Annotated in this window: 21 protein-coding genes, 1 tRNA gene and 1 other RNA gene; 22 read left to right on the top strand and 1 reads right to left on the bottom strand. The window is 42.2% G+C overall.

All coding sequences use genetic code 11. From position 1 onward, the window contains the following. The first annotated feature begins 74 nt into the window (after positions 1–74). The 7 genes from PH210_RS26745 (at position 75) to PH210_RS26715 (ending at position 6,607) form a co-directional block, all read left to right on the top strand. A complete protein-coding gene (locus PH210_RS26745; protein ID WP_289989388.1) occupies positions 75–1,562 on the top strand; it encodes a tetratricopeptide repeat protein in 1,488 nt (495 codons plus the stop codon). A 104-nt stretch (positions 1,563–1,666) separates the two neighbouring features. After that, positions 1,667–2,617 carry a thioredoxin-disulfide reductase gene (gene trxB, locus PH210_RS26740; protein ID WP_289989387.1) on the top strand — a complete coding sequence of 317 codons (951 nt, stop codon included), beginning with the start codon at positions 1,667–1,669 and terminating at the stop codon, positions 2,615–2,617. Between the two features lie 303 nt (positions 2,618–2,920). Next, complete coding sequence (locus PH210_RS26735) at positions 2,921–3,379, top strand: 8-oxo-dGTP diphosphatase (RefSeq protein ID WP_223592084.1); 459 nt, start codon at positions 2,921–2,923, stop codon at positions 3,377–3,379. Positions 3,380–3,398: 19 nt separating this feature from the next. Beyond that, the gene (rapZ, locus tag PH210_RS26730) at positions 3,399–4,292 is read left to right on the top strand and encodes an RNase adapter RapZ (protein WP_289989386.1); all 894 of its coding nucleotides are present in this window, start codon (positions 3,399–3,401) and stop codon (positions 4,290–4,292) included. After that, positions 4,289–5,272, top strand: a complete 984-nt coding sequence (gene mgfK / locus PH210_RS26725) for a gluconeogenesis morphogenetic factor MgfK (protein ID WP_289989385.1) — start codon at positions 4,289–4,291, stop codon at positions 5,270–5,272. The genes rapZ and mgfK overlap by 4 nt, the downstream gene beginning before the upstream one ends. Before the next feature lie 57 nt (positions 5,273–5,329). Further along, complete coding sequence (whiA, locus tag PH210_RS26720) at positions 5,330–6,274, top strand: DNA-binding protein WhiA (RefSeq protein ID WP_289989384.1); 945 nt, start codon at positions 5,330–5,332, stop codon at positions 6,272–6,274. A gap of 75 nt (positions 6,275–6,349) precedes the next feature. Next, positions 6,350–6,607 (top strand): HPr family phosphocarrier protein, encoded by a 258-nt coding sequence (locus PH210_RS26715; RefSeq protein ID WP_289989383.1) that lies wholly within the window; start codon positions 6,350–6,352, stop codon positions 6,605–6,607. Between the two features lie 392 nt (positions 6,608–6,999). Here PH210_RS26715 and clpP read toward each other — a convergent pair whose 3' ends face one another. Beyond that, the gene (gene clpP / locus PH210_RS26710) at positions 7,000–7,605 is read right to left on the bottom strand and encodes an ATP-dependent Clp endopeptidase proteolytic subunit ClpP (RefSeq protein ID WP_223592078.1); all 606 of its coding nucleotides are present in this window, start codon (positions 7,603–7,605) and stop codon (positions 7,000–7,002) included. Between the two features lie 207 nt (positions 7,606–7,812). On the opposite strand from clpP, the gene PH210_RS26705 reads away from it, so the two are divergent. From PH210_RS26705 to ssrA, 15 genes are all read left to right on the top strand, one after another. Next, a tRNA-Arg gene (locus PH210_RS26705) sits at positions 7,813–7,884 on the top strand. Between the two features lie 315 nt (positions 7,885–8,199). Beyond that, positions 8,200–9,528, top strand: a complete 1,329-nt coding sequence (rpoN, locus tag PH210_RS26700) for an RNA polymerase factor sigma-54 (RefSeq protein ID WP_289989382.1) — start codon at positions 8,200–8,202, stop codon at positions 9,526–9,528. 15 nt (positions 9,529–9,543) lie between these two features. Next, positions 9,544–9,795, top strand: a complete 252-nt coding sequence (locus PH210_RS26695; RefSeq protein WP_289989381.1) for a glutaredoxin family protein — start codon at positions 9,544–9,546, stop codon at positions 9,793–9,795. Positions 9,796–9,929: 134 nt separating this feature from the next. Further along, positions 9,930–10,952 carry a sugar-binding transcriptional regulator gene (locus PH210_RS26690; RefSeq protein ID WP_289989380.1) on the top strand — a complete coding sequence of 341 codons (1,023 nt, stop codon included), beginning with the start codon at positions 9,930–9,932 and terminating at the stop codon, positions 10,950–10,952. 50 nt (positions 10,953–11,002) lie between these two features. Continuing rightward, complete coding sequence (gene gap / locus PH210_RS26685) at positions 11,003–12,010, top strand: type I glyceraldehyde-3-phosphate dehydrogenase (protein ID WP_223592071.1); 1,008 nt, start codon at positions 11,003–11,005, stop codon at positions 12,008–12,010. 119 nt (positions 12,011–12,129) lie between these two features. Continuing rightward, entirely contained in the window at positions 12,130–13,314 is a 1,185-nt protein-coding gene (locus tag PH210_RS26680) for a phosphoglycerate kinase (RefSeq protein ID WP_289989378.1), read from the top strand. Between the two features lie 28 nt (positions 13,315–13,342). After that, positions 13,343–14,104 (top strand): triose-phosphate isomerase, encoded by a 762-nt coding sequence (gene tpiA / locus PH210_RS26675; RefSeq protein WP_289989377.1) that lies wholly within the window; start codon positions 13,343–13,345, stop codon positions 14,102–14,104. Next, positions 14,097–15,629 carry a 2,3-bisphosphoglycerate-independent phosphoglycerate mutase gene (gene gpmI, locus PH210_RS26670; protein ID WP_289989376.1) on the top strand — a complete coding sequence of 511 codons (1,533 nt, stop codon included), beginning with the start codon at positions 14,097–14,099 and terminating at the stop codon, positions 15,627–15,629. Before tpiA ends, gpmI begins: the two co-directional genes overlap by 8 nt. A gap of 25 nt (positions 15,630–15,654) precedes the next feature. Continuing rightward, a complete protein-coding gene (gene eno / locus PH210_RS26665; RefSeq protein ID WP_289989375.1) occupies positions 15,655–16,953 on the top strand; it encodes a phosphopyruvate hydratase in 1,299 nt (432 codons plus the stop codon). Between the two features lie 124 nt (positions 16,954–17,077). Further along, positions 17,078–17,620, top strand: coding sequence for a DUF6241 domain-containing protein (locus tag PH210_RS26660; RefSeq protein WP_289989374.1), 543 nt, complete (start codon positions 17,078–17,080; stop codon positions 17,618–17,620). Positions 17,621–17,725: 105 nt separating this feature from the next. Further along, a complete protein-coding gene (secG, locus tag PH210_RS26655; protein ID WP_223592061.1) occupies positions 17,726–17,959 on the top strand; it encodes a preprotein translocase subunit SecG in 234 nt (77 codons plus the stop codon). 259 nt (positions 17,960–18,218) lie between these two features. Then, a complete protein-coding gene (locus tag PH210_RS26650; RefSeq protein ID WP_289989373.1) occupies positions 18,219–18,965 on the top strand; it encodes an alpha/beta hydrolase in 747 nt (248 codons plus the stop codon). 14 nt (positions 18,966–18,979) lie between these two features. After that, complete coding sequence (gene rnr, locus PH210_RS26645; RefSeq protein WP_289989372.1) at positions 18,980–21,370, top strand: ribonuclease R; 2,391 nt, start codon at positions 18,980–18,982, stop codon at positions 21,368–21,370. 91 nt (positions 21,371–21,461) lie between these two features. After that, positions 21,462–21,929: an SsrA-binding protein SmpB gene (gene smpB, locus PH210_RS26640; protein WP_289989371.1), complete on the top strand. Its 468-nt coding sequence runs from the start codon at positions 21,462–21,464 to the stop codon at positions 21,927–21,929. Positions 21,930–22,085: 156 nt separating this feature from the next. Further along, positions 22,086–22,421: a transfer-messenger RNA gene (gene ssrA, locus PH210_RS26635) on the top strand. Positions 22,422–22,441 lie beyond the last annotated feature (20 nt).

The raw sequence follows: 22,441 nt of genomic DNA, 5'->3' as shown, positions 1-22,441 counted from the left end.
ACATCAAAGCCCTTCTCGGACAACTCGGAAATGTGTTATACTACATTAGTTATTAAAGGATGATGGAGGACTTCATGGTTAAAGACGCAAAGGCAAGAATTCAAAAGGGGAAAATCCTTACATTTGTTCCAACGGGGGAATATTATTTCACGAAAGGTTTAAAGGCATACCATCGACGTGATTTTACTAAAGCAAAAAAATATCTTGGGCGGGCGATACAGCTTGAGCCGGGTGAACCGATGATTACATGCCAGTTGGCGATCGTGTCAACAGAACTGGGCGAATTTGAAAATTCCAACCGACTCTTGCATCTCATCCTTGAAGAACTGGATTCAGAAATGGTGGAGTGCCACTACTTTTTAGCAAATAATTATGCCCATTTGGGATTTTTTAAAGATGCTTATCACCATGCCAAGCTATATTTACAGCTTGACCCGGATGGTGATTTTTCAGAGGACACAGAGGATTTGCTTGAACTGCTAACTCTTGAATCCGATGAGTTTGAGGAAGAGCTTTATGAAGAGGATGATCTGATTGTCAAACAGGAACAGGCCCGCGACCTGCTGGAGTCAGGGTACTTTCCAAAGGCAATTGAACTGTTAAACGATGTCGTCAAAGAATATCCTGAATACTGGTCTGCTTATAACAACTTAGCGCTCGCCTATTTTTACTTAGGGAAAGCGGAAAAGGCAAAAGCCATTCTTGACGATGTCCTGGAACGGAATCCGGGGAATCTGCATGCCCTATGCAACATGCTGGTGTTTGCACATTATCAAGGTCAAGCCGAAAACGTTACAAATCTGCTTGAAGTCTTGAAAAAAATTCAACCGATACTGAGCGAACATCAATTTAAATTAGGTGCCTCTTTCGCTTTGGTCGGCGAATATGAACATGCCTATTTATGGTTGAAAAAGCTCTATAAGCATGGTTTTAATGGTGATGGACCGTTTTATTACTGGCTCTCTTACTCTGCTTATTATACTGGTAATGAAACCTTTGCAATCAATATTTGGAAAAAAGTAATTGAGATCAATCCTGATAAAGAAGGTACTGAACCTTGGAATATGGAGCAGGCAGCCGGGTTTGAGGATCATTCCGGATCCATTTTTCAAAAACTCGAAAGCGACTATGCCGAAGAACGCTTATTTGCCCTTTTCCTAACAACCGTTTCCGATAAAAAAGAGGAGATTCTCACTTCAAAACGGGTGATTCAAAATCAAAAATTCACTGCCTTGGAAAAAGAATATATATCTCTTATCCGCTCAGGAAGACCAACGGTAGCAGCTGATGCCCAAGAAATTGCTGAGATTTTTTATGAAAACTATCAGCCGATTGGCACCATTGAGGCTGGGCTTTACCTTATGTGGTTTTCAGTTTTCATTGAAGTTTCCAAAGCAAATGTCCATTTGAAAAATAAACGGGCCTGGGCAGCTGCAGTGGAATATGTCTGGCATAAAATGCGCAGTGAAAAAGTGTCTCAGCAAGAGATTGCCGGACGCTACGGAGTATCGTCTGCCACGATTGGAAAATATGTAAAATTAGTGAATGACTATCTTAACTAGACTGTCAATTTGAGCATAAAATTAGACTATAATATCATTGTTTTATACGATTAAGTTGGAAATACTAAACTTAATCGTTTTTTTTATTTAAGGAGTGAAACAGCATGTCTGAAGAAAAAATTTATGACGTTATTATTGCCGGTGCCGGTCCAGCTGGGATGACAGCGGCTGTTTATACATCACGTGCAAATCTTTCTACGCTTATGATTGAACGCGGAATGCCAGGCGGTCAGATGGCCAATACCGAGGACGTAGAAAACTATCCGGGTTTTGAGAGCATCTTAGGCCCTGATTTATCCACCAAAATGTTTGAGCATGCAAAAAAGTTTGGTGCTGAATATGCCTATGGCGATATTAAAGGAATTGTTGATCATGGCGATTATAAAGTTGTAACCGCTGGTTCTAAACAATATAAAGCTTATTCCGTGATTATTTCAACCGGTGCTGAGTATAAAAAAGTCGGTGTTCCCGGTGAAAAAGAGCTAGGCGGCCGCGGCGTTTCCTATTGTGCGGTTTGTGATGGAGCGTTCTTCAAAGGTAAAGAGCTTTATGTTATCGGCGGCGGCGACTCTGCAGTCGAAGAAGGCGTTTACTTAACCCGCTTTGCTTCCAAAGTTACTATCGTTCATCGCCGTGATCAGCTGCGCGCGCAAAAAATTCTTCAAGACCGTGCTTTTGCCAACGAAAAGATTGACTTTATCTGGAATCATACGGTGAAATCGATTAATGATACAAATGGAAAAGTGGGCAGCGTAACGCTGGTTTCGACGGAAAATGGAGAAGAAAAGGAACTGCCAGCAGACGGTGTGTTTATTTATATCGGAATGGTCCCTCTTTCTAAGCCATTTGAGAGCCTTGGAATTACCAATGAAAATGGTTATATTGAAACGAATGAGTTGATGGAAACGAAGGTTCCAGGGATTTTTGCAGCTGGGGATATACGTGAAAAAACACTTCGCCAGATTGTTACAGCGACCGGTGACGGCAGCATCGCTGCATCAAGTGCCGCTCATTTTGTTGAAGAATTAAAGGAAGAAATGAAATTAAAACAATAATAGAGTGTGGAAAACGCTTCCAAAAAAGTTACTCGGTTTTAACTCTCCTGTAACAATAGTGAAATATTGATAAGGTATGATAAGGGAAATTGACCCCCTTTAAAAATATATACCTTTTCCAGCGCAGGTCCAGCAGCCTGCGCTATTTTTTTGTTTGCTGCAAATAAATAAGTTCGCCACGATAAATATTAACAGAAATATCAAATTTGTATTCATTGTGACTGTAACCTAAAAATAGTATAATGAAATGAATTATATCAGGATATTTCAAGGCGCTTACGCTTTAGTAAGAAGGTGTGTATTGTGCAGCGTGTCACTAATTGCGTATTAATAAGAGATGATAAAGTATTGTTGCTGCAGAAACCGAGGCGCGGCTGGTGGGTTGCTCCGGGTGGGAAAATGGAGCCAGGCGAATCGGTGCGGGACTCTTGCATTAGGGAATACCGTGAAGAAACCGGAGTATACTTAAAAAACCCACAATTAAAAGGAATTTTTACCTTTATTATGAAAGAGGGCGACCAGCTTTTATCTGAATGGATGATGTTCACCTTCGTGGCTGCCGATTCTGATGGACTGGATTTGGATGAATCGGAAGAAGGAAAACTGGAGTGGCATCCTATCAATCAGATTAAAAATCTGCCAATGGCCGCTGGTGATTATCATATTATTGATTATATGATTCATGGAAAAGGAATCATCTACGGTACTTTTACGTATACAAAAGATTTTGCACTGATCAGCTATCGATTAGATCCAAGCTAAATAACAGGGGGAATGGGAAATGAGTACCGGTTCGACAAGCGACACTCAGATGGTCATTATTACCGGAATGTCCGGAGCTGGAAAAACTGTGGCAATTCAAAGCTTTGAGGATTTGGGGTTCTTCTGTGTCGACAATTTACCTCCTACACTGCTTCCGAAATTCCTTGAACTAATGAAGGAATCAGGGAATAAAATGAATAAAGTTGCCCTTGTCATGGACTTAAGGGGAAGAGAGTTCTTCGATCACCTTTTTAAGGCTTTAGATGATCTGGCAGAAACTTCCTGGGTGAATCCGCAGATTTTATTTTTAGATTCAGATGATGCAACCTTAGTCCGACGCTATAAAGAAACCAGGCGCTCACACCCGCTAGCACCAACCGGCTCTCCTTTGGAAGGCATCACTCTCGAACGGGAGCTCCTTGAAGAGTTAAAAGGGCGTGCTCAATTAATTTACAACACTTCCCAGATGAAACCACGTGAATTACGTGAGAAGATATTAACGGAATTTACCGCGAATAAACAACTAATCTTTACTGTCAATGTCATGTCGTTTGGCTTTAAGCACGGGATTCCAATTGATGCGGATCTTGTTTTCGATGTACGCTTCCTGCCGAACCCGCACTATATCGACCATATGCGTCCGAAAACAGGCCTGGATGAAGAAGTCTCCAATTATGTTTTGAAATGGAATGAGACGCATAAATTTTTGGAGAAAGTTACCGATTTGCTAAGTTTCATGCTTCCGCACTACAAGCGGGAAGGGAAGGCCCAGCTAGTGATTGCTATTGGCTGTACAGGCGGGCAGCACCGATCCGTGGCCTTAGCTGAACACATCGGCCGTTATTTCCAAAATGATTACAAGACTTGTGTTTCACACCGTGACATTGAGAGGAGAAAGGATAAAACAACATGAGAGAGTTAAGACAGCCTCGCATTGTCGTCATTGGCGGGGGGACAGGATTGCCGGTATTATTGCGTGGTTTAAAGCAGTATCCTGTTGATATTACCGCCATTGTGACAGTTGCCGATGACGGGGGAAGCTCCGGACGGCTGCGCGAGGACCTGCATATCCCTCCTCCAGGTGACATTCGCAATGTTTTAGCATCCCTTTCCGATGTTGAACCCCTTGTTGAGGAAATGTTTCAGCATCGCTTTAAAACATCGAATGAACTTTCAGGACATTCGCTGGGAAATTTAATCCTGGCGGCGATGACCTCGATTACAGGGAATTTTGTTCATGCCATTCAAGAGATGAGTAAAATCTTGAATGTTCGTGGTAAAGTATTGCCGGCCGCGAATCAAAGTGTGATTTTGCATGCGGAAATGGAAGATGGCACGATTGTGTCCGGAGAATCGAAAATTCCTTACTCTGGTAAAAAAATCAAAAAGGTTTTTATGACACCAACCGAAATTCGTCCGCTGCCAGAAACGATTCAAGCGATCCGGCAGGCTGATTTAATCATCATTGGCCCGGGAAGCTTGTATACCAGTATATTGCCTAATCTGCTTGTTCCCCGTTTAGGGGATGAAGTGTGCCGTTCACATGCTAAAAAGGTGTATATCTGTAATTTGATGACACAGGCTGGAGAAACACATGGGTATTCTGCAAGCGACCATGTAAAGGCTCTTTATGCTCATATGAGCTGCGCTTTTATAGATACCATTCTTGTAAATAATGAAGAAGTTCCGCCGGATGTACAGCTCCGCTACAAAGAAGAGCTGGCTCAGCCGGTGCCATACGATTTGCCGGAGTTATTCGAACTTGGTATTGAGGTCGTACATGCCGAAATCGCTTATTTAGAAAATGGGGCACTTCGGCACGATCCCAAAAAAGTGGCGAAAATTTTATATAATTTGCTGATTACTGAAACCAAAAAGCGGTATAAAGCGTAAATAAGATATACCTGTTGAAAAAGTTTATTACTACAGTAAGTGATTGGGGTGAGGGGAATGTCTTTCGCTTCGGAAACGAAAAAGGAATTAACTAACTTGGAAGTGAAAACTTGCTGTATTCATGCAGAGCTATCCGCTTTAATTCGCATGAACGGTTCCCTTTCCTTTTCAAATCGTAAGTTAGTTGTCGATATTCAAACCGAAAATGCTGCGATTGCCAGAAGAATTTATACGTTATTGAAAAAAAGCTACCAAGTTCAGGTAGAATTGCTAGTACGAAAGAAGATGCGCCTGAAAAAGAATAATGTCTATATCGTACGTTTATCCGAACAGGCGAAGGAGATTCTTGAGGACACGAAAATTCTTGGTGAAGGGTTTACCTTTATTCATGATATTGCACCGGAATTGATCAAAAAGAAGTGTTGTAAGCGTTCTTATCTACGTGGTGCATTTCTTGCCGGTGGTTCTGTCAATAATCCAGAAACGTCTTCTTATCATTTAGAAATTGCTTCGCTCTATAAAGAACATAATGATTCTTTGTGCGAATTGATGAATACATTCGGGCTCAACAGTAAGACACTTGAGCGGAAAAAAGGCTATATTACTTATTTAAAGGAAGCGGAGAAAATCACCGAGTTTTTAAATATTATCGGTGCCCACAATGCTTTGCTGCGGTTTGAGGACGTAAGAATTGTAAGGGATATGCGGAATTCAGTTAATCGTTTGGTAAACTGTGAAACCGCAAATCTCAACAAAACGATTGGTGCATCCATCAGGCAGGTCGAAAATATCCGCTTTATCGATCAAACAGTAGGATTGCAAATCCTGCCGGAAAAGCTGCGGGAAATTGCCGAGCTTCGTTTAAATTATACTGATGTCACCTTAAAAGAACTTGGTGAAATGGTCTCCGGCGGCACTATCAGTAAATCGGGAATCAATCATCGCTTAAGAAAAATTGATGACATCGCCGAGAAGCTGCGTGTTGGGGAAATGGGAAGTTAGAAACTAGAATAGTTTGTGAAATTTTGAATAAGCTTCAAAGATATAAAGAGAAAAAACATGAGGAGGAATACAATTATGCTAGTAAAAGAAGTAGAAGTAAAATTAAGAACAGGACTTCAAGCGCGCCCAGCAGCCCTTTTTGTCCAGGAAGCCAACCGGTTTTCTGCCGATATTTTTCTAGAGAAAGATGGCAAGAAAGTAAATGCCAAGAGCATTATGGGCTTAATGAGCTTAGCAGTCGGCTCGGGTGTCGTGATTAATATTATTGCAGACGGCGATGACGAAGAAAACGCCATCCATGCTTTATCTGATTTTATTCAGAAGGAACATTAAAAAAAGGGTTTGGCATATTAGGATGCCGAACCCTTTTTATTATAATTAACAGTACCCGAGAGAGGTTAAAAAAGAAGTCAGCGGTCACTGTGAAGAGCTGACAGTGCCCGAGAAAGATCAAAAAAGAAGCCAGCGGTCACTGTGAAGAGCTGACAGTGCCTGAGAGAGGTTGAAAAAGAAGCTGACGGTCACTGTGAAGAGCTGATAGTGCCCGAGAGAGGTTAAAAAAGAAGCCAGCGGTCACTGTGAAGAGCTGACAGTGCCCGGGAAGATCAAAAAAGAAGCCAGCGGTCATTGTGAAGAGCCGACAGTGCCCGAGAGAGGATAAAAAAGAAGCCGATGGTTCTATCATTAAAAAAGCAACTGGCCCTAAAGCCAGTTGCTCAAAACAATTACTTTTTAGTTTTATCATCAAGAGAATTACGAGTAATAATGTGGTCGACTAGACCATATTCTTTCGCGCGTTCAGCAGTCATGAAGTTATCGCGGTCAGTGTCTTTGCTGATTACTTCAAGAGACTGGCCAGTACGTTCTGCTAAAATCCCATTTAATTTTTCACGAAGGAAAAGAATGCGCTTAGCAGCAATCTCGATTTCGGTTGCCTGTCCTTGTGCACCGCCAAGTGGCTGGTGAATCATGACTTCGGCATTTGGAAGGGCATAGCGCTTTCCTTTTTCACCTGCTGCAAGAAGGAATGCACCCATAGATGCTGCCATACCGATACAGATTGTTTGCACGTTTGGCTTAATGAACTGCATTGTATCATAAATGGCCATACCGGCAGTAATGCTTCCGCCAGGGCTGTTGATATAAAGGGAAATATCTTTTTCTGGGTTATCAGCTTCAAGGAATAATAATTGAGCAACAATGCTGTTTGCTACATGATCATCAATGGCGCTTCCAAGCATGATGATCCGGTCTTTTAACAGACGGGAATAGATGTCATATGCTCTTTCGCCCCGGTTTGTTTGTTCGATTACTGTAGGGATCAAATTCATTTTTTTTCCTCCTTTGATTAGAAAAGGTAAAAACATTATGTATTGTTATCATACACTGGATGGTCAATAAAGGTCAAACGGTTTGACTTTAAAAATGTTCGACAGCTTTCCCTAATTCATCTTATCCAGTTTAGTTTATTTTAAACCCATTTTCTACTTGCAATGTGAAGGAATGTGGCATATAATAGGTAAGTCGTTAATAATTTTGCGCTCGTGGTGCAACGGATAGCACGTAAGATTCCGGTTCTTAAAATGGGGGTTCGATTCCCTCCGAGCGCGTCATGAAAGCCCTCTGTTTTTCCAAAAACAGGGGGTTTTTATTTTGTATTAAAATTTTACTTTGAGAATTGTCCAGCTATAGCGCCTAGGGGCTCGCAGGTCTACAGCCAATCCGTCGAGAAGGTCAAAGAGCGACCTTCCCGCCGTATCGTCTTATGCTTTTCGCCGCTGAGCACTAAGGACCACTTCTTAGAATAATCCTCGCAGGAACAAGCTCCGCTTGTTCCGAAGGCGCTTTCGCTTTTCTATTAACAATTTCCATACCCCAAAACCCCTTCTTTCATGTAAAATAGAATATAAGGGGGAGAGATTAACATGAATTTAAAGGCAGGATTATGGCAACAGCAAACATTAAAACTCGCGATGACGCAGGAATTGTCCCAGGCGATTGCCTTATTGCAATATTCAGCGCAGGAACTGACAGCTTTTTTGGAAAATAAGGCGCTGGAAAATCCCCTTATTCAAGTGGAGCATGCGAATGTAAAGCCCATGAATCCCCTAATCGATCGAAATCGCCGCAAACACCAAAAAGAAGAAAAAGACTGGATTGACCAAATTGCCGAAAAGAAATTTTCGTTAGAAGAGCAATTAATTTCACAATTAAACATAAAAAAATTGTCTGCGGAACAATTAAAAGTCATTCGCCATCTTATTCAGAATCTTGATGAAAACGGTTACTTCTTGGGTGATTTCAGTGAAATTGCTGAACGCTTAAAGGTATCAGAGGATTTAGTAGATGAATGTTTAGCCGTCCTGCAAACGCTCGAGCCAGCAGGAATAGGCGCTAGAAACCTTCAAGAATGCCTCTTGATGCAAATTTATTATCAAAATCCTAATAATGAGCTTGCCCTAAATATTATGGCAAACTATTTTGTTCCTTTTGCTGAAAAGAAATGGAAGCAGATTTCAAAAGAGCTTCAGGTTACTTTAAAGGAAATTCAAGATGTCTTCGATGAGATTCAGGTTCTTAACCCAAAGCCTGCATCGATTTTAACCGGGGGAGCTGCTAGCGCCGCCTACATTACGCCCGATGCAATTATCGAACAAAATGAAGATGGTTTAACGGTTCGGATGTTTGATGATCCGATTCCAAGGATAAGCTTTAATGAAACGTACTATAAAAAATTCAAAGACCAGGATACTCAGGTAAACCGTTTTTTACAGGAAAAATTCCAGGATTACCAATGGATCTTAAAAAGCATTGAACAGCGGAAAGAGACACTGACGAAGGTTGTAGCAAAGATTGTCGAGAAGCAGCCTGCTTTTTTTCAAAAAGGTGCGCAATATTTAGTGCCTATGACGATGAAGGAAGTGGCCGCAGAACTAGATATTCATGAATCCACCGTCAGCCGTGCTGTAAGGGAAAAATACGTGCAAACGCCAGTAGGAACCGTTACGTTAAAATCCTTTTTTACCAGTACAATCCAAACGGTTTCAGAGGATGAAAATACCTCCTCCACCCAAGTTAAAAATGCTATTAGCAGGTTGATAGAAAAAGAGAATAAAGAAAAACCGTTATCAGATCAGGAAATTGTGGATCAATTAAAGACGGCAGAGGGAATCGTAGTATCAAGGCGGACCATTGCCAAATACCGCGACCAACTGGGGATTCCGTCCTCATCCAAAAGAAAAAGATTTAATTAAGGAAGGAACAAATCAATGCCGCAAATTACGTTATATACTAGAAATCGCTGCCCGCTTTGCGAGAAGGCAAAGTCAGAGCTTCTTGAGCTTAAAAAGGAGTGGGATTTCGAACTCAAAGAAATCGATATTGAACAAAGTGATGAATTAACCGAGCTTTATGGATTGATGATACCGGTTGTTCATCTCGATGGGGAAGAGGTTGCCTATGGGATGATTAACAAATTTGACATAAGTAACCGTTTACAGGAAAAAAAGGCGGATTTATAAGTTGAAATAGGTTTTCACTCCTGTTACAATGAAAAATGTAGCAAGGGTGATTTTTTTTTGGATCAGGTGGGACATAATATGTCTAGGGTGGACATTTTTTGACCAGCAACATATTATAAAGGAGCATGGTAATCATGCAGTCATTCATCGATATCACAAAAAGATTATTACCCGATTTCCTTCAAGTCCTGCAAAAACGTTATTCTATCCTGCGTTACATAGGATTTATGCAGCCGGTAGGAAGAAGAAGTTTAGCTGTCAGCCTTGGCTTTACCGAAAGAATTCTTCGTAGTGAAGTAGACTTCCTCAAAGATCAGAATCTTATTTACACTAACAATGTGGGAATGAGTTTGACTGACGAGGGGAAAAATTTACTAGAAGATTTGGAAGGTCTCATGCGTGAATTAAAGGGTATGGATGTCATGGAGCTGGAATTAAAACACCGGCTGGGCATTCGAAAAGTCATTATTGTACCTGGTGACAGTGATGAGTCGTCCATGGTTAAAGGTGAGCTTGGCAAGGCATGTGCAGCTTGCATGAAAAAGCTTCTTGAAGGAAAAAATATCATCGCAGTAACAGGCGGGTCTACAATGGCTGCTGTGGCAGAAAGGCTTTCGCCAGAGCTTTCGAATAAGGAATTATTGTTTGTTCCAGCCCGCGGCGGAGTGGGGGAGGATGTCCATAATCAAGCAAACACGATCAGCTCGATTATGTCTCAAAACACTCAATCAAAGCATCGCGTCTTTTATGTTCCTGACCAAGTCAGTATGGAGATTTACGAATCGCTGATTAAAGAACCTGACATTCATGAGGTATTAAACCTAATAAGGTCAGCAAGCATGGTTCTTCACGGAATAGGGGATGCTATCACAATGGCCGAAAGGCGAAAAAGCAGTCCTAGTATCTTAAAAAAGCTTGAGCAGGAAAAAGCTGCTTCTGAAGCATTTGGTTACTATTTTAATGAAGAAGGCGAGATTGTCCACAAGGTTATGACGATTGGTCTCCAGCTTGAAGACTTGGCAAACATTCCGAACGTAATTGCGGTCGCAGGGGGAGCCTCTAAGGCAAAAGCAATCAAAGCCTATATGAAACAAGCGCCGGCATCAACGATTTTAATCACTGATGAAGGTGTGGCAACCAGGTTATTGAAAGGGTAAATCCTTTTAAAAATATACATCTTTACCCAAATAAAAGGAGGAATTTTATCATGGCAGTTAAAGTTGGTATTAATGGATTTGGACGTATTGGTCGTAACGTATTTCGTGCGGCATTAAAACATAACGATGTAGAAATCGTGGCAATTAACGATTTAACAGATGCAAATATGCTTGCTCATCTTTTAAAATATGATACTGTTCACGGAACTCTTGCTGAAGATGTAACAGTTGACGGTGAATACCTAGTAGTTGGCGGACACAAAGTAAAGGTTATCGCTGAGCGCGACCCTGCACAGCTTGGCTGGGGCGACCTTGGTGTGGATGTAGTAGTTGAATCAACTGGGCGTTTCACAAAGCGTGAAGATGCTGCGAAACACCTTGAAGCAGGTGCTAAGAAAGTTATCATTTCTGCTCCAGCGTCTAACGAAGATATCACAATCGTTATGGGTGTTAACGAAGACAAGTATGATGCGGCTAACCACCACGTACTTTCAAACGCTTCTTGTACAACAAACTGCTTAGCGCCATTTGCTAAAGTGTTAAACGATACTTTCGGAATCAAGCGCGGTATGATGACAACTGTTCACTCATACACAAATGACCAACAAATTCTTGACCTGCCGCACAAAGACTACCGTCGTGCACGTGCTGCTGCTGAAAATATGATCCCAACAACAACGGGTGCGGCAAAAGCGGTTGCTTTAGTTTTACCAGAATTAAAGGGCAAATTAAATGGTATGGCAATGCGCGTTCCAACTCCAAACGTTTCTGTTGTGGACCTAGTTGCTGAATTAAACCAAGAAGTAACAGCTGAAGAAATTAACGCAGCTTTAAAAGCGGCAGCTGAAGGCCCATTAAAAGGCATTTTAGCTTACACAGAGCTTCCATTAGTATCTACAGACTTTAACGGAAGCACTGCTTCTTCTACAATCGATGCATTATCTACAATGGTTCTTGAAGGCAACATGGTAAAAGTATTATCTTGGTACGACAACGAAGTTGGTTACTCAAACCGTGTTGTTGACTTAGTTGATTACATTGCATCAAAAGGCCTATAATATTGGATTGAATTTCCAACGATAAATCCTTTATAATGGTTAATGGTATTCCAAGGGGAGTGGGGAGGATTCCCCCTCTCCTTTTTTATTGCTACTTACATATGTAGGAGGTCCTTTACTTGAACAAGAAAACCTTAAAAGATGTCGATGTAAAAGGCAAACGCGTATTTTGCCGGGTTGATTTCAACGTTCCAATGCAAGATGGAAAGATTACGGATGAAACACGAATCCGTGCAGCATTGCCAACAATTCAGTATTTAGTAGAAAATGGTGCAAAAGTGATTTTAGCAAGCCATTTTGGCCGTCCAAAGGGTAAAGTTGTCGAAGAAATGCGCTTAACCCCAGTGGGTGTTAGACTGTCTGAGCTTCTTGGCAAAGAAGTGAAAAAGGCTGATGAAGCTTATGGTGATACTGTTAAGGCAATGATCGATACCATGAACGAAGGCGACGTTCTTCTGCTTGAAAATGTTCGTTTCTATCCTGGTGAAGAAAAGAATGATCCGGAACTTGCAAAAGCATTTGCTGAACTTGCTGATGTTTATGTGAATGATGCCTTTGGTGCTGCACACCGTGCCCATGCTTCAACTGAAGGAGTGGCCCATTATCTTCCAGCCGTTTCTGGCTTTTTAATGGAAAAAGAACTTGAAGTTCTTGGCAAGGCTCTTTCCAATCCAGAGCGTCCTTTTACAGCGATTATCGGCGGTGCGAAAGTAAAGGACAAGATTGGTGTCATTGAAAATCTCCTTGAATTAGTAGATAACTTAATTATCGGCGGCGGCCTTGCTTATACATTTGTAAAAGCACAAGGACATGAAATCGGTAAATCTCTGCTAGAAGCAGATAAAATCGACCTTGCTAAGTCATTTATGGAAAAAGCAAAGGAGAAAGGTGTTAACTTCTACATGCCAGTTGACGCCATTGTTGCTGATGATTTCTCTGCAGATGCTAACACTAAAGAAGTCTCAATCGAAGAAATTCCTGCTGATTGGGAAGCTCTTGATATTGGACCAAAAACGGCGGAAATCTATCGTGATGTCATTCAAAAATCAAAGCTGGTGATTTGGAACGGACCTATGGGTGTGTTTGAAATCGATAAATTTGCTGGCGGAACAAAAGCAGTTGCAGAAGCACTTGCGGAAGCAGAAGGCGCTTTTTCTGTTATCGGTGGCGGAGATTCTGCAGCAGCCGTTGAAAAGTTTAATTTAGCGGAAAAAATGAGCCATATTTCTACAGGCGGCGGTGCCTCACTTGAGTTTATGGAAGGCAAAGCATTGCCAGGCGTTGTGGCCTTAAACGATAAATAATTTTTTTCACCAGAAAGGATGTGCCTCCATGCGTAAACCGATCATTGCAGGAAACTGGAAAATGAACAAAACCATTTCGGAAGCAAAAAGCTTTGCAGAAGAAGTAAAAGGACTTGTACCTGCTCCTGATAAGATGGATTCAGTTATTTGTGCACCTGCTTTATTTTTACAAAACCTTTTAGAAGTAACTGCAGGCAGCGATGTGAAAATAGGTGCCCAAAACATGCACTTTGAAGAAAGCGGTGCGTTTACGGGAGAAATCAGCCCTAAGGCACTTGCTGACCTTGGCGTACAATATGTGATTATTGGACACTCTGAACGTCGTGAAATGTTCAATGAAACTAATGATTCTGTTAACAAGAAAACTCTTGCGGCCTTTAAATACAATTTAACTCCAATCGTTTGCTGCGGCGAAACGTTAGAACAGCGTGAAAACGGTGAAACAAACCAATTAGTTGGTGAACAGGTTGCGAAAGCACTAGCTGGTTTAACAGAGGATCAAGTAAAACAAACAGTCATTGCTTACGAACCAATTTGGGCAATTGGAACTGGTAAATCTTCTACTTCTAAAGATGCCAATGACGTATGTGCCCATATCCGTCAAGTAATTGCTCAGCAATTTTCACAAGATGTTGCCGATGCAGTGAGAATTCAATATGGCGGCAGCGTGAAGCCAGAAAATATTAAAGAATATATGGCACAGTCAGATATTGATGGTGCATTAGTTGGCGGAGCCAGCCTTGAAGCACAATCATTCCTGCAATTATTGGAGGCAGGCAAGTATGAGTAAATCTCCAGTTGCTCTCATCATCCTTGATGGATTTGGATGTAGGGGTGAAACAAAAGGGAACGCCGTGGCACAGTCAAAAAAACCAAATTTTGACCGGTTTTGGAGCACATACCCACATTCCCACTTAACAGCTTCAGGTGAAGCGGTAGGTCTTCCTGAAGGACAAATGGGAAACTCTGAGGTTGGTCATTTGAACATCGGTGCCGGCCGCATCGTTTATCAAAGCTTAACACGTGTGAACATTGCGATCCGCGAAGGTGAGTTTGAAAAAAATGAAACCTTCACCGGCGCCATGGAGCATGTGAAGAAAAACGGTACAGCCCTTCATTTATTCGGTTTACTATCTGATGGTGGTGTTCACAGCCACATCAGCCATATGTTTGCCCTGCTTAAGCTGGCTAAAGAAGAAGGCGTGGAAAAAGTTTATGTTCATGCCTTCCTTGATGGCCGTGATGTCGGTCCTAAGACTGCTGCAAAATATATTCAGCAGACACTGGATAAAATGAAGGAGTATGGTGTCGGTGAATTTGCCACCATTTCTGGAAGATACTATTCAATGGACAGGGACAAGCGCTGGGAGCGCGTCGAAAAGTCCTATCGTTCAATGGTATACGGTGAGGGACCATCTTATAGCAATCCGTTAGAGGTTGTGGAGGATTCCTATTCTCATGGAATCTTTGACGAATTCGTGCTTCCATCCGTGATCACAAAAGAAGATGGTCAACCGGTTGCCACGATTCAGGACAATGATGCTGTGATTTTCTATAACTTCCGTCCGGACCGTGCAATTCAAATTTCCAACACGTTCACGAACGAAGATTTCCGCGCGTTTGACCGCGGGCCAAAGCATCCGAAGGATCTGTTCTTTGTCTGCTTAACACACTTCAGCGAATCGGTTGATGGTTATGTAGCCTTTAAACCGACTAACTTAGACAATACATTAGGTGAAGTGCTGTCGCAAAATAATTTGAAGCAGCTGCGCATCGCTGAAACAGAAAAATATCCGCATGTCACCTTCTTTATGAGCGGAGGCCGCGAAGATAAGTTCCCTGGCGAAGAGCGGATTTTAATCAACTCTCCAAAGGTTGCAACCTATGACCTTCAGCCGGAAATGAGTGCTTTTGAAGTAACGGACGCGCTCTTAAACGAAATTCAAAATGATAAATTTGATGCCATTATCTTAAATTTTGCCAATCCAGATATGGTTGGACACTCAGGTATGCTGGAGCCGACTATCAAAGCCATCGAAACAGTGGATGAGTGCTTAGGTAAAATTGTCGATTTAATCCTTGAAAAAGGCGGCACAGCCATCATTACAGCGGATCATGGCAATGCAGACGAAGTAATAACGTTGGAAGGCGAGCCAATGACAGCTCACACAACAAATCCTGTACCGGTTATCGTAACAAAACAAGGTGTAGAATTACGTGAAGGCGGAATTCTTGGGGATTTAGCGCCAACCATGTTAGACTTATTAAATGTTGAAAAACCAGCAGAAATGACTGGTACATCGTTAGTAAAATAATCCAATTTTAAGGAGAGAAAAACAAATGCCATTTATTGCTGATGTATATGCACGTGAAGTATTAGATTCCCGCGGTAACCCTACTGTTGAAGTTGAAGTTTTCACTGAATCCGGTGCTTTTGGCCGCGCTTTAGTTCCTAGCGGTGCTTCAACTGGTGAATACGAAGCGGTTGAGCTTCGTGACGGCGACAAAGAGCGCTACCTTGGAAAAGGCGTTCTTAAAGCGGTTGACAATGTAAACGAAATTATTGCTCCAATGCTTGTTGGCGAAGAGTTCAGCGTCCTTGATCAAGTGGCTGTTGATAACGCCCTTATCGAGCTTGACGGCACTGAAAACAAAGGCAAATTAGGTGCTAACGCTATCCTTGGCGTTTCTATGGCAGTTGCTCATGCGGCTGCAAACTACTTAGATATTCCTTTGTACCAATACCTTGGCGGTTTCAACGCAAAGCAGCTTCCAGTGCCAATGATGAACATCGTAAATGGCGGCGAACATGCGGATAACAATGTGGATATCCAAGAATTCATGGTTATGCCAGTAGGTGCTCCGAACTTTAAAGAAGCACTTCGAATGGGTGCTGAAATTTTCCACAGCCTAAAATCCGTTTTAAAATCTAAAGGCCTTAACACGGCTGTTGGTGACGAAGGCGGTTTTGCACCAAACTTAGGTTCAAACGAAGAAGCACTTCAAACCATCGTAGAAGCTATCGAAAAAGCTGGCTACAAGCCTGGTGAAGAAGTAATGCTGGCAATGGATGCTGCATCTTCCGAGTTCTACAATAAAGAAGATGGAAAATACCATCTTGCAGGCGAAGGTGTTGTAAAAACATCTGCAGAAATGGTTGATTGGTATGAAGAACTTAGCTCTAAATATCCAATCATCTCAATCGAAGACGGCTTAGACGAAAACGACTGGGAAGGCCACAAGCTGTTAACTGAGCGTCTTGGCAAAAAAGTTCAATTAGTGGGTGACGATTTATTTGTTACGAACACTAAAAAGTTAGCTGAAGGTATTGAAAAAGGAATTGGCAACGCCATCCTTATCAAAGTGAACCAAATCGGTACACTTACTGAAACGTTTGATGCGATTGAAATGGCAAAACGCGCTGGCTACACAGCTGTGATTTCTCACCGTTCTGGTGAAACAGAAGACAACACCATTGCTGACATTGCCGTTGCAACGAACGCTGGTCAAATCAAGACTGGTGCTCCATCACGTACAGACCGTGTGGCGAAATACAACCAATTGCTTCGCATTGAAGACCAATTAGGTGAAACAAGCCTATACAACGGATTTAAATCATTCTACAATCTTAAGAAGTAATTTTTATAAAAATAACCCCTGCTCTTATTGGGCAGGGGTTTTGCTTTTTTTTGGAATAAAAAAGCAGGGAAATAACCAGTTCACGTTTAATATAAAAATAAACGAAAAAGCAGGGGAGACAAAGATGAAAAAATATCTATCTAACCTATCAAGAACACAACGAATCATTATTCTCTTTGCTGTTCTCTCTTTGGGATTTATTTATTATTTTTCAAAAGGGGCATTGCCGATTCAAAAGGATGCGGTAACTGTTAAAGTACAAAAAACGGACGAAGGAGAAAGCGTTATACAAATTCAGGACAAGAACAGTGAAGAAATTGCTAAAGATTTTCCTTCAAATATGTCTGAAGATGACATAAGGGATGCCATTCACCTAATGTCGCATCAAAAGGTAGTGGCAGATAAAAAGTGGGGAGCGATTCCGTTAACCAAAAAACGGGTAAATCGGTTATTAGAAGTAGTGAAAGAAAATCAGGCAAACTATAAAAACACGGATATTTATTACAGTATTTTAAAGCGCTGGGCTAAAGGTGATTTTTCCCGTGTCGACGAGGATCATAATGAAATCTGGGACCTTCAGGAGGGAACAGTCGGGAAAGCAAAGAGAATTGCCTCCTCCAAAGAAGAAAGAGATTTTATCGAAGAGAACTTTAAAGTCAAACAATAAACGGCATTCCCAAAAGCTGTCACAATAACTCCTATTGTTAAAAGGGAAATAATATGGTAAATTAAGAATACTGTGAAATGTACGTTCTAACAGGAGGTGGCCTTCATGCATGCATTAATTGTTACATTATTAGTGATCGTAAGTATTGGACTTATTATTGTTGTATTACTTCAATCTGGTAAAAGCGCTGGATTATCTGGTGCCATTTCAGGTGGTGCTGAATCCCTATTCGGTAAGCAAAAAGCACGTGGAATTGATTTAATCTTACATCGTATTACGATTGTATTATCTGTTTTATTTTTCCTACTTGCTCTTGCTGTTACTTACTTTAAAATCTAATAATAGAAATGCAGAACCTGGCCCTTGGGTCAGGTTTTTTTGTGTGTAAAAGTGGGTGCTCGCGAAATAATTGTGTAAATAGGCGAAATAAATTTGAAAGTGCGCGAAATAATCGTAAAACACGCGAAATAATTCATGAAACCCGCGAAATAAACACCAAAACCCGCGAAATCCACTTCCTATAAGCCTTTTTTCTGGAATGTTCACCACTGCTTTGCTTAAACTAAGATAAGCTAATTATATAGAAGGAGTTTTTTTCATGAAAGTTACTTTACCAAAGCCATTTACCTTTGAAGGAGGAAAGAGAGCTGTTCTTTTGCTGCATGGATTCACCGGCAATTCCGCGGATGTCCGGATGCTGGGACGATTCCTTGAAAAAAAAGGCTACACCAGCCATGCACCTCATTACAAAGGGCATGGGGTCCCGCCGGAAGAACTCGTTCACACTGGTCCTGAGGATTGGTGGCAGGACGTTTTAAAGGGCTATGAATTTTTAAAAAATAAAGGCCATGAAGAAATTGCAGTAGCCGGACTTTCCCTTGGCGGCGTATTTTCATTGAAATTAGGATACACTGTACCTATAAAAGGAATTGTAACGATGTGTGCGCCAATGTATATAAAAAGTGAAGACGTGATGTACGAGGGTGTTCTCGATTATGCTCGGGAATTTAAGAAACGAGAAGGAAAAACAGACGAGCAAATCGAATTGGAAATGAACGAGTTTAAACAGACACCGATGAACACCTTAAAAGCGCTGCAAGGATTAATCGCAGAGGTTCGCGATAATGTCGACATGATTTATGCGCCAACCTTCGTGGTCCAGGCACGCCACGACCATATGATCAACACCGAAAGTGCCAATATTATTTACAACGATATCGAGTCAGTTGAAAAGGAAATCAAATGGTACGAAGAGTCGGGGCACGTTATTACGCTTGATAAGGAACGCGACCAGCTGCATGAAGATGTTTTCGCCTTTTTAGAAAAACTGGACTGGCGCGATTAAAAGGAGAGATTTTTTTGGAAGAAAACATACAAAAGCACATAGACAGGATTTTGCAATATATGAAAGACGAGGCTTACAAGCCATTAACGGTTCAGGAGCTGGAAACAGCATTTGGCATTGAAGATTCCAGTGCCTTTAAGGAATTTGTCAAAGCACTCGTGCAAATGGAAGAAAAAGGTCTGGTTGTCCGCACCCGCAGCAACCGTTATGGCTTGCCGGAAAAAATGAATTTAATCCGCGGTAAGCTGACTGGGCATGCGAAAGGCTTTGCATTTGTCGTTCCGGATGAACCAGGTATGGATGATATTTTTATCCCGCCAAATGAAACAAACACAGCGATGCATGGGGATATCGTTTTAGCCCGAGTTTCTTCAGAATCGTCAGGGCAGCGCCGGGAAGGAAGCATCATCCGCATAATAGAGCGCGGCGTCCAGCAAGTGGTCGGGACGTATGTGGAGAGCAAAAGCTTCGGGTTTGTGATTCCCGATGATAAAAAGTTTGCCAGTGATATTTTTATCCCCAAATCTGCCTCTAAGGGAGCGGTCGAGGGTCATAAAGTAGTGGTAAAGCTTGTTACCTATCCGGAAGGGCGAAAAAGTGCAGAGGGTGAAGTCATCACCATCCTGGGCCACAAAAACGACCCGGGTGTAGATATTCTTTCTGTCATACATAAGCACGGACTGCCGATGGCCTTTCCAGATGATGTGTTAAAGCAAGCGAATGAAACCCCAGATACCATTGATGAAAGTGAATTGGCCAACCGCCGCGATCTCCGCAATGAAACCATTGTGACGATTGACGGAGCTGATGCAAAGGACCTTGATGATGCCGTAACCGTTACGAAGCTTGAAAACGGCAACTATAAGCTTGGTGTTCATATTGCCGATGTCAGCTATTATGTTAAAGAAGGCACACCTATTGACGTTGAGGCAGAGGACAGGGCGACAAGTGTATACCTGGTAGACCGAGTGATTCCGATGATTCCGCACCGGTTATCGAATGGAATTTGTTCGTTAAACCCAAAGGTGGACCGGCTCGTTTTATCATGTGAAATGGAGATTTCCTCAGAGGGTACTGTCGTTTCGCATGAAATTTTTCAAAGTGTAATTAAAACTACCGAGCGGATGACCTACCATGATGTGAACCGAATTCTCATTGATAAAGACGAAGAAACTCGCACCCGGTACGAACCTCTTGTTCCTATGTTTGAATTGATGGAAGAGCTCGCGGCTATTCTTCGAAATAAGCGGATGAAGCGCGGGGCAATCGATTTTGATTTTAAAGAATCAAAGGTGTTAGTTGATGAGGAAGGCAAGCCAACGGATGTCATTCTTCGTGAGCGCTCAGTGGCCGAGAGATTAATTGAGGAGTTTATGCTAGCGGCAAACGAAACGGTCGCTGAACATTTCCACTGGATGGAAGTTCCGTTTATTTACCGAATTCATGAAGATCCTAAGGAAGATAAGCTGCGGAAGTTTTTCGAGTTTATTACCAACTTTGGCTATATCGTAAAAGGAACTGCTAACGATGTTCATCCTAGGGCTTTGCAGGAAATTATCGAAGAGGTTCAAGGAAAGCCGGAAGAGATGGTTGTTTCAACCGTCATGCTTCGTTCGATGCAGCAGGCAAAGTATGATCCTGAGAGTCTCGGACATTTCGGTTTATCAACGGAGTTTTATACTCATTTCACCTCGCCGATTCGCCGTTATCCTGATACTATCGTGCATCGGTTGATTCGGACTTATCTAATTGAAGGAAAGCTGGATGAAGCGACTCGGGAAAAATGGAATGCCCAATTGCCGGAAATAGCCCAGCATTCTTCAAAAATGGAGCGCCGTGCCGTCGATGCCGAGCGGGAAACGGATGAATTGAAGAAAGCCGAATACATGGAGGATAAGATTGGTGTTGAGTATGACGGCATTATCAGCTCGGTGACCAACTTCGGAATGTTTGTCGAGCTTCCCAATACCATCGAGGGTCTTGTCCATGTCAGCTACATGACCGATGATTATTACCGATTTGATGAGCGCCATTATGCGATGATTGGCGAGCGGACAGGGAATGTGTTCCGTATCGGCGATGAGATCACTGTTCGTGTTGTAAAGGTTAATAAGGAAGAACGTGTGATTGATTTTGAAATTGTCGGCATGAAGGGGACGCCGCGCCGGGATCGTTCAGAAACACCAAAAGTTTTTAAAACCGGCAGTGATACCAATAAGCCGCGCAGGAATAAACAGCAGCAACAGGGCGGACGAAACAAGGACCGCAACAACCAAGGCGGCAGCCAGCAAGGCAGTTCCGAAGCCGGCGGCGGTCAAGGCAAAAAGTCGAAAAAGAAACGTAAATTTTACGAAAATGTCCCAAAAAACAAGAGCACGAAGCGGAAAAACAAACGGAATTTTTAAGATGAGGGAGGGCCTGACTAAAAAGGCTCTCTTTTAATTGTACAGGCTAGTTTATTTTGCTAAAATAAACTTCATAAACGAGGTGAAAAATATGCCAAAAGGTGAAGGGAAAGTCGTTGCGAATAATAAAAAGGCTTACCATGATTACTTTATTGAAGAAACATACGAAGCCGGCATCGTTCTTCAGGGGACTGAGATAAAGTCCATTCGAGCAGGAAAAACCAATCTCAAGGATTCCTATGCACGAATAATAAATGGGGAAGCTGTATTAATTGGATTGCACATCAGCCCATACGAGCAGGGGAATCGTTACAATCACGACCCATTGCGAACAAGAAAGCTTTTGCTTCATAAGCGTGAAATCGATAAGCTCATCGGCGAAACCAAAGAAGCGGGATATGCACTTGTTCCATTGAAAATGTATTTGAAAAATGGTTTTTGCAAGGTGTTAATCGGGCTGGCCAAAGGTAAGAAAAATTATGATAAGCGTGAAGCGTTAAAGCAAAAAGAAGCGAAGCGTGAGATTGAACGGGCATTCCGCGATCGTCAGAAAATGTAACTTACAAATAATTACAATTGAAATCTACTCACATTGTGTTATAATAAGTTTGTCGCCAAGTTGCGACACAATCTTTTGCTCAAACAACTTGTTGAGCATCCGATATCGTCTGCTAGAAACATTAAGTTGTTTTAGCGCATTTTATAATGGGGACGCTACGGATTCGACAGGGGTAGTTCGAGCTTGGGTTGCGAGTCGAGGGGATCGGCCTCGTTAAAACGTCAACGCCTATAACTGGCAAAACTAACAACAACTTAGCTTTCGCAGCTTAATACTGCATAGCTGTTCGCCCCTCCATCGCCTATGTGGTAGGGTAGCGGACTCACTCTTAGTAGGCTACGCCGGAGTCCACCGTCTGAGGGCGAAGGAAGAGAACAACCAGACTAGCTGACCGGACGCCTGTCGATAGGCAAATGGCTCAGCGAAACGCGAATATGTCGACTACACTCGTAGAAGCTTAAGTGCCGATATCTTTGGACGCGGGTTCGATTAGTTATTAGTCGCCTTGTGTG

The organism is Paenibacillus sp. BSR1-1 (assembly GCF_030403775.1).
Taxonomy (GTDB): domain Bacteria; phylum Bacillota; class Bacilli; order Bacillales; family Cytobacillaceae; genus Neobacillus.
Note: the sequence above shows the minus strand (reverse complement) of the source record. Positions and strands in the feature narration are given on the sequence as shown.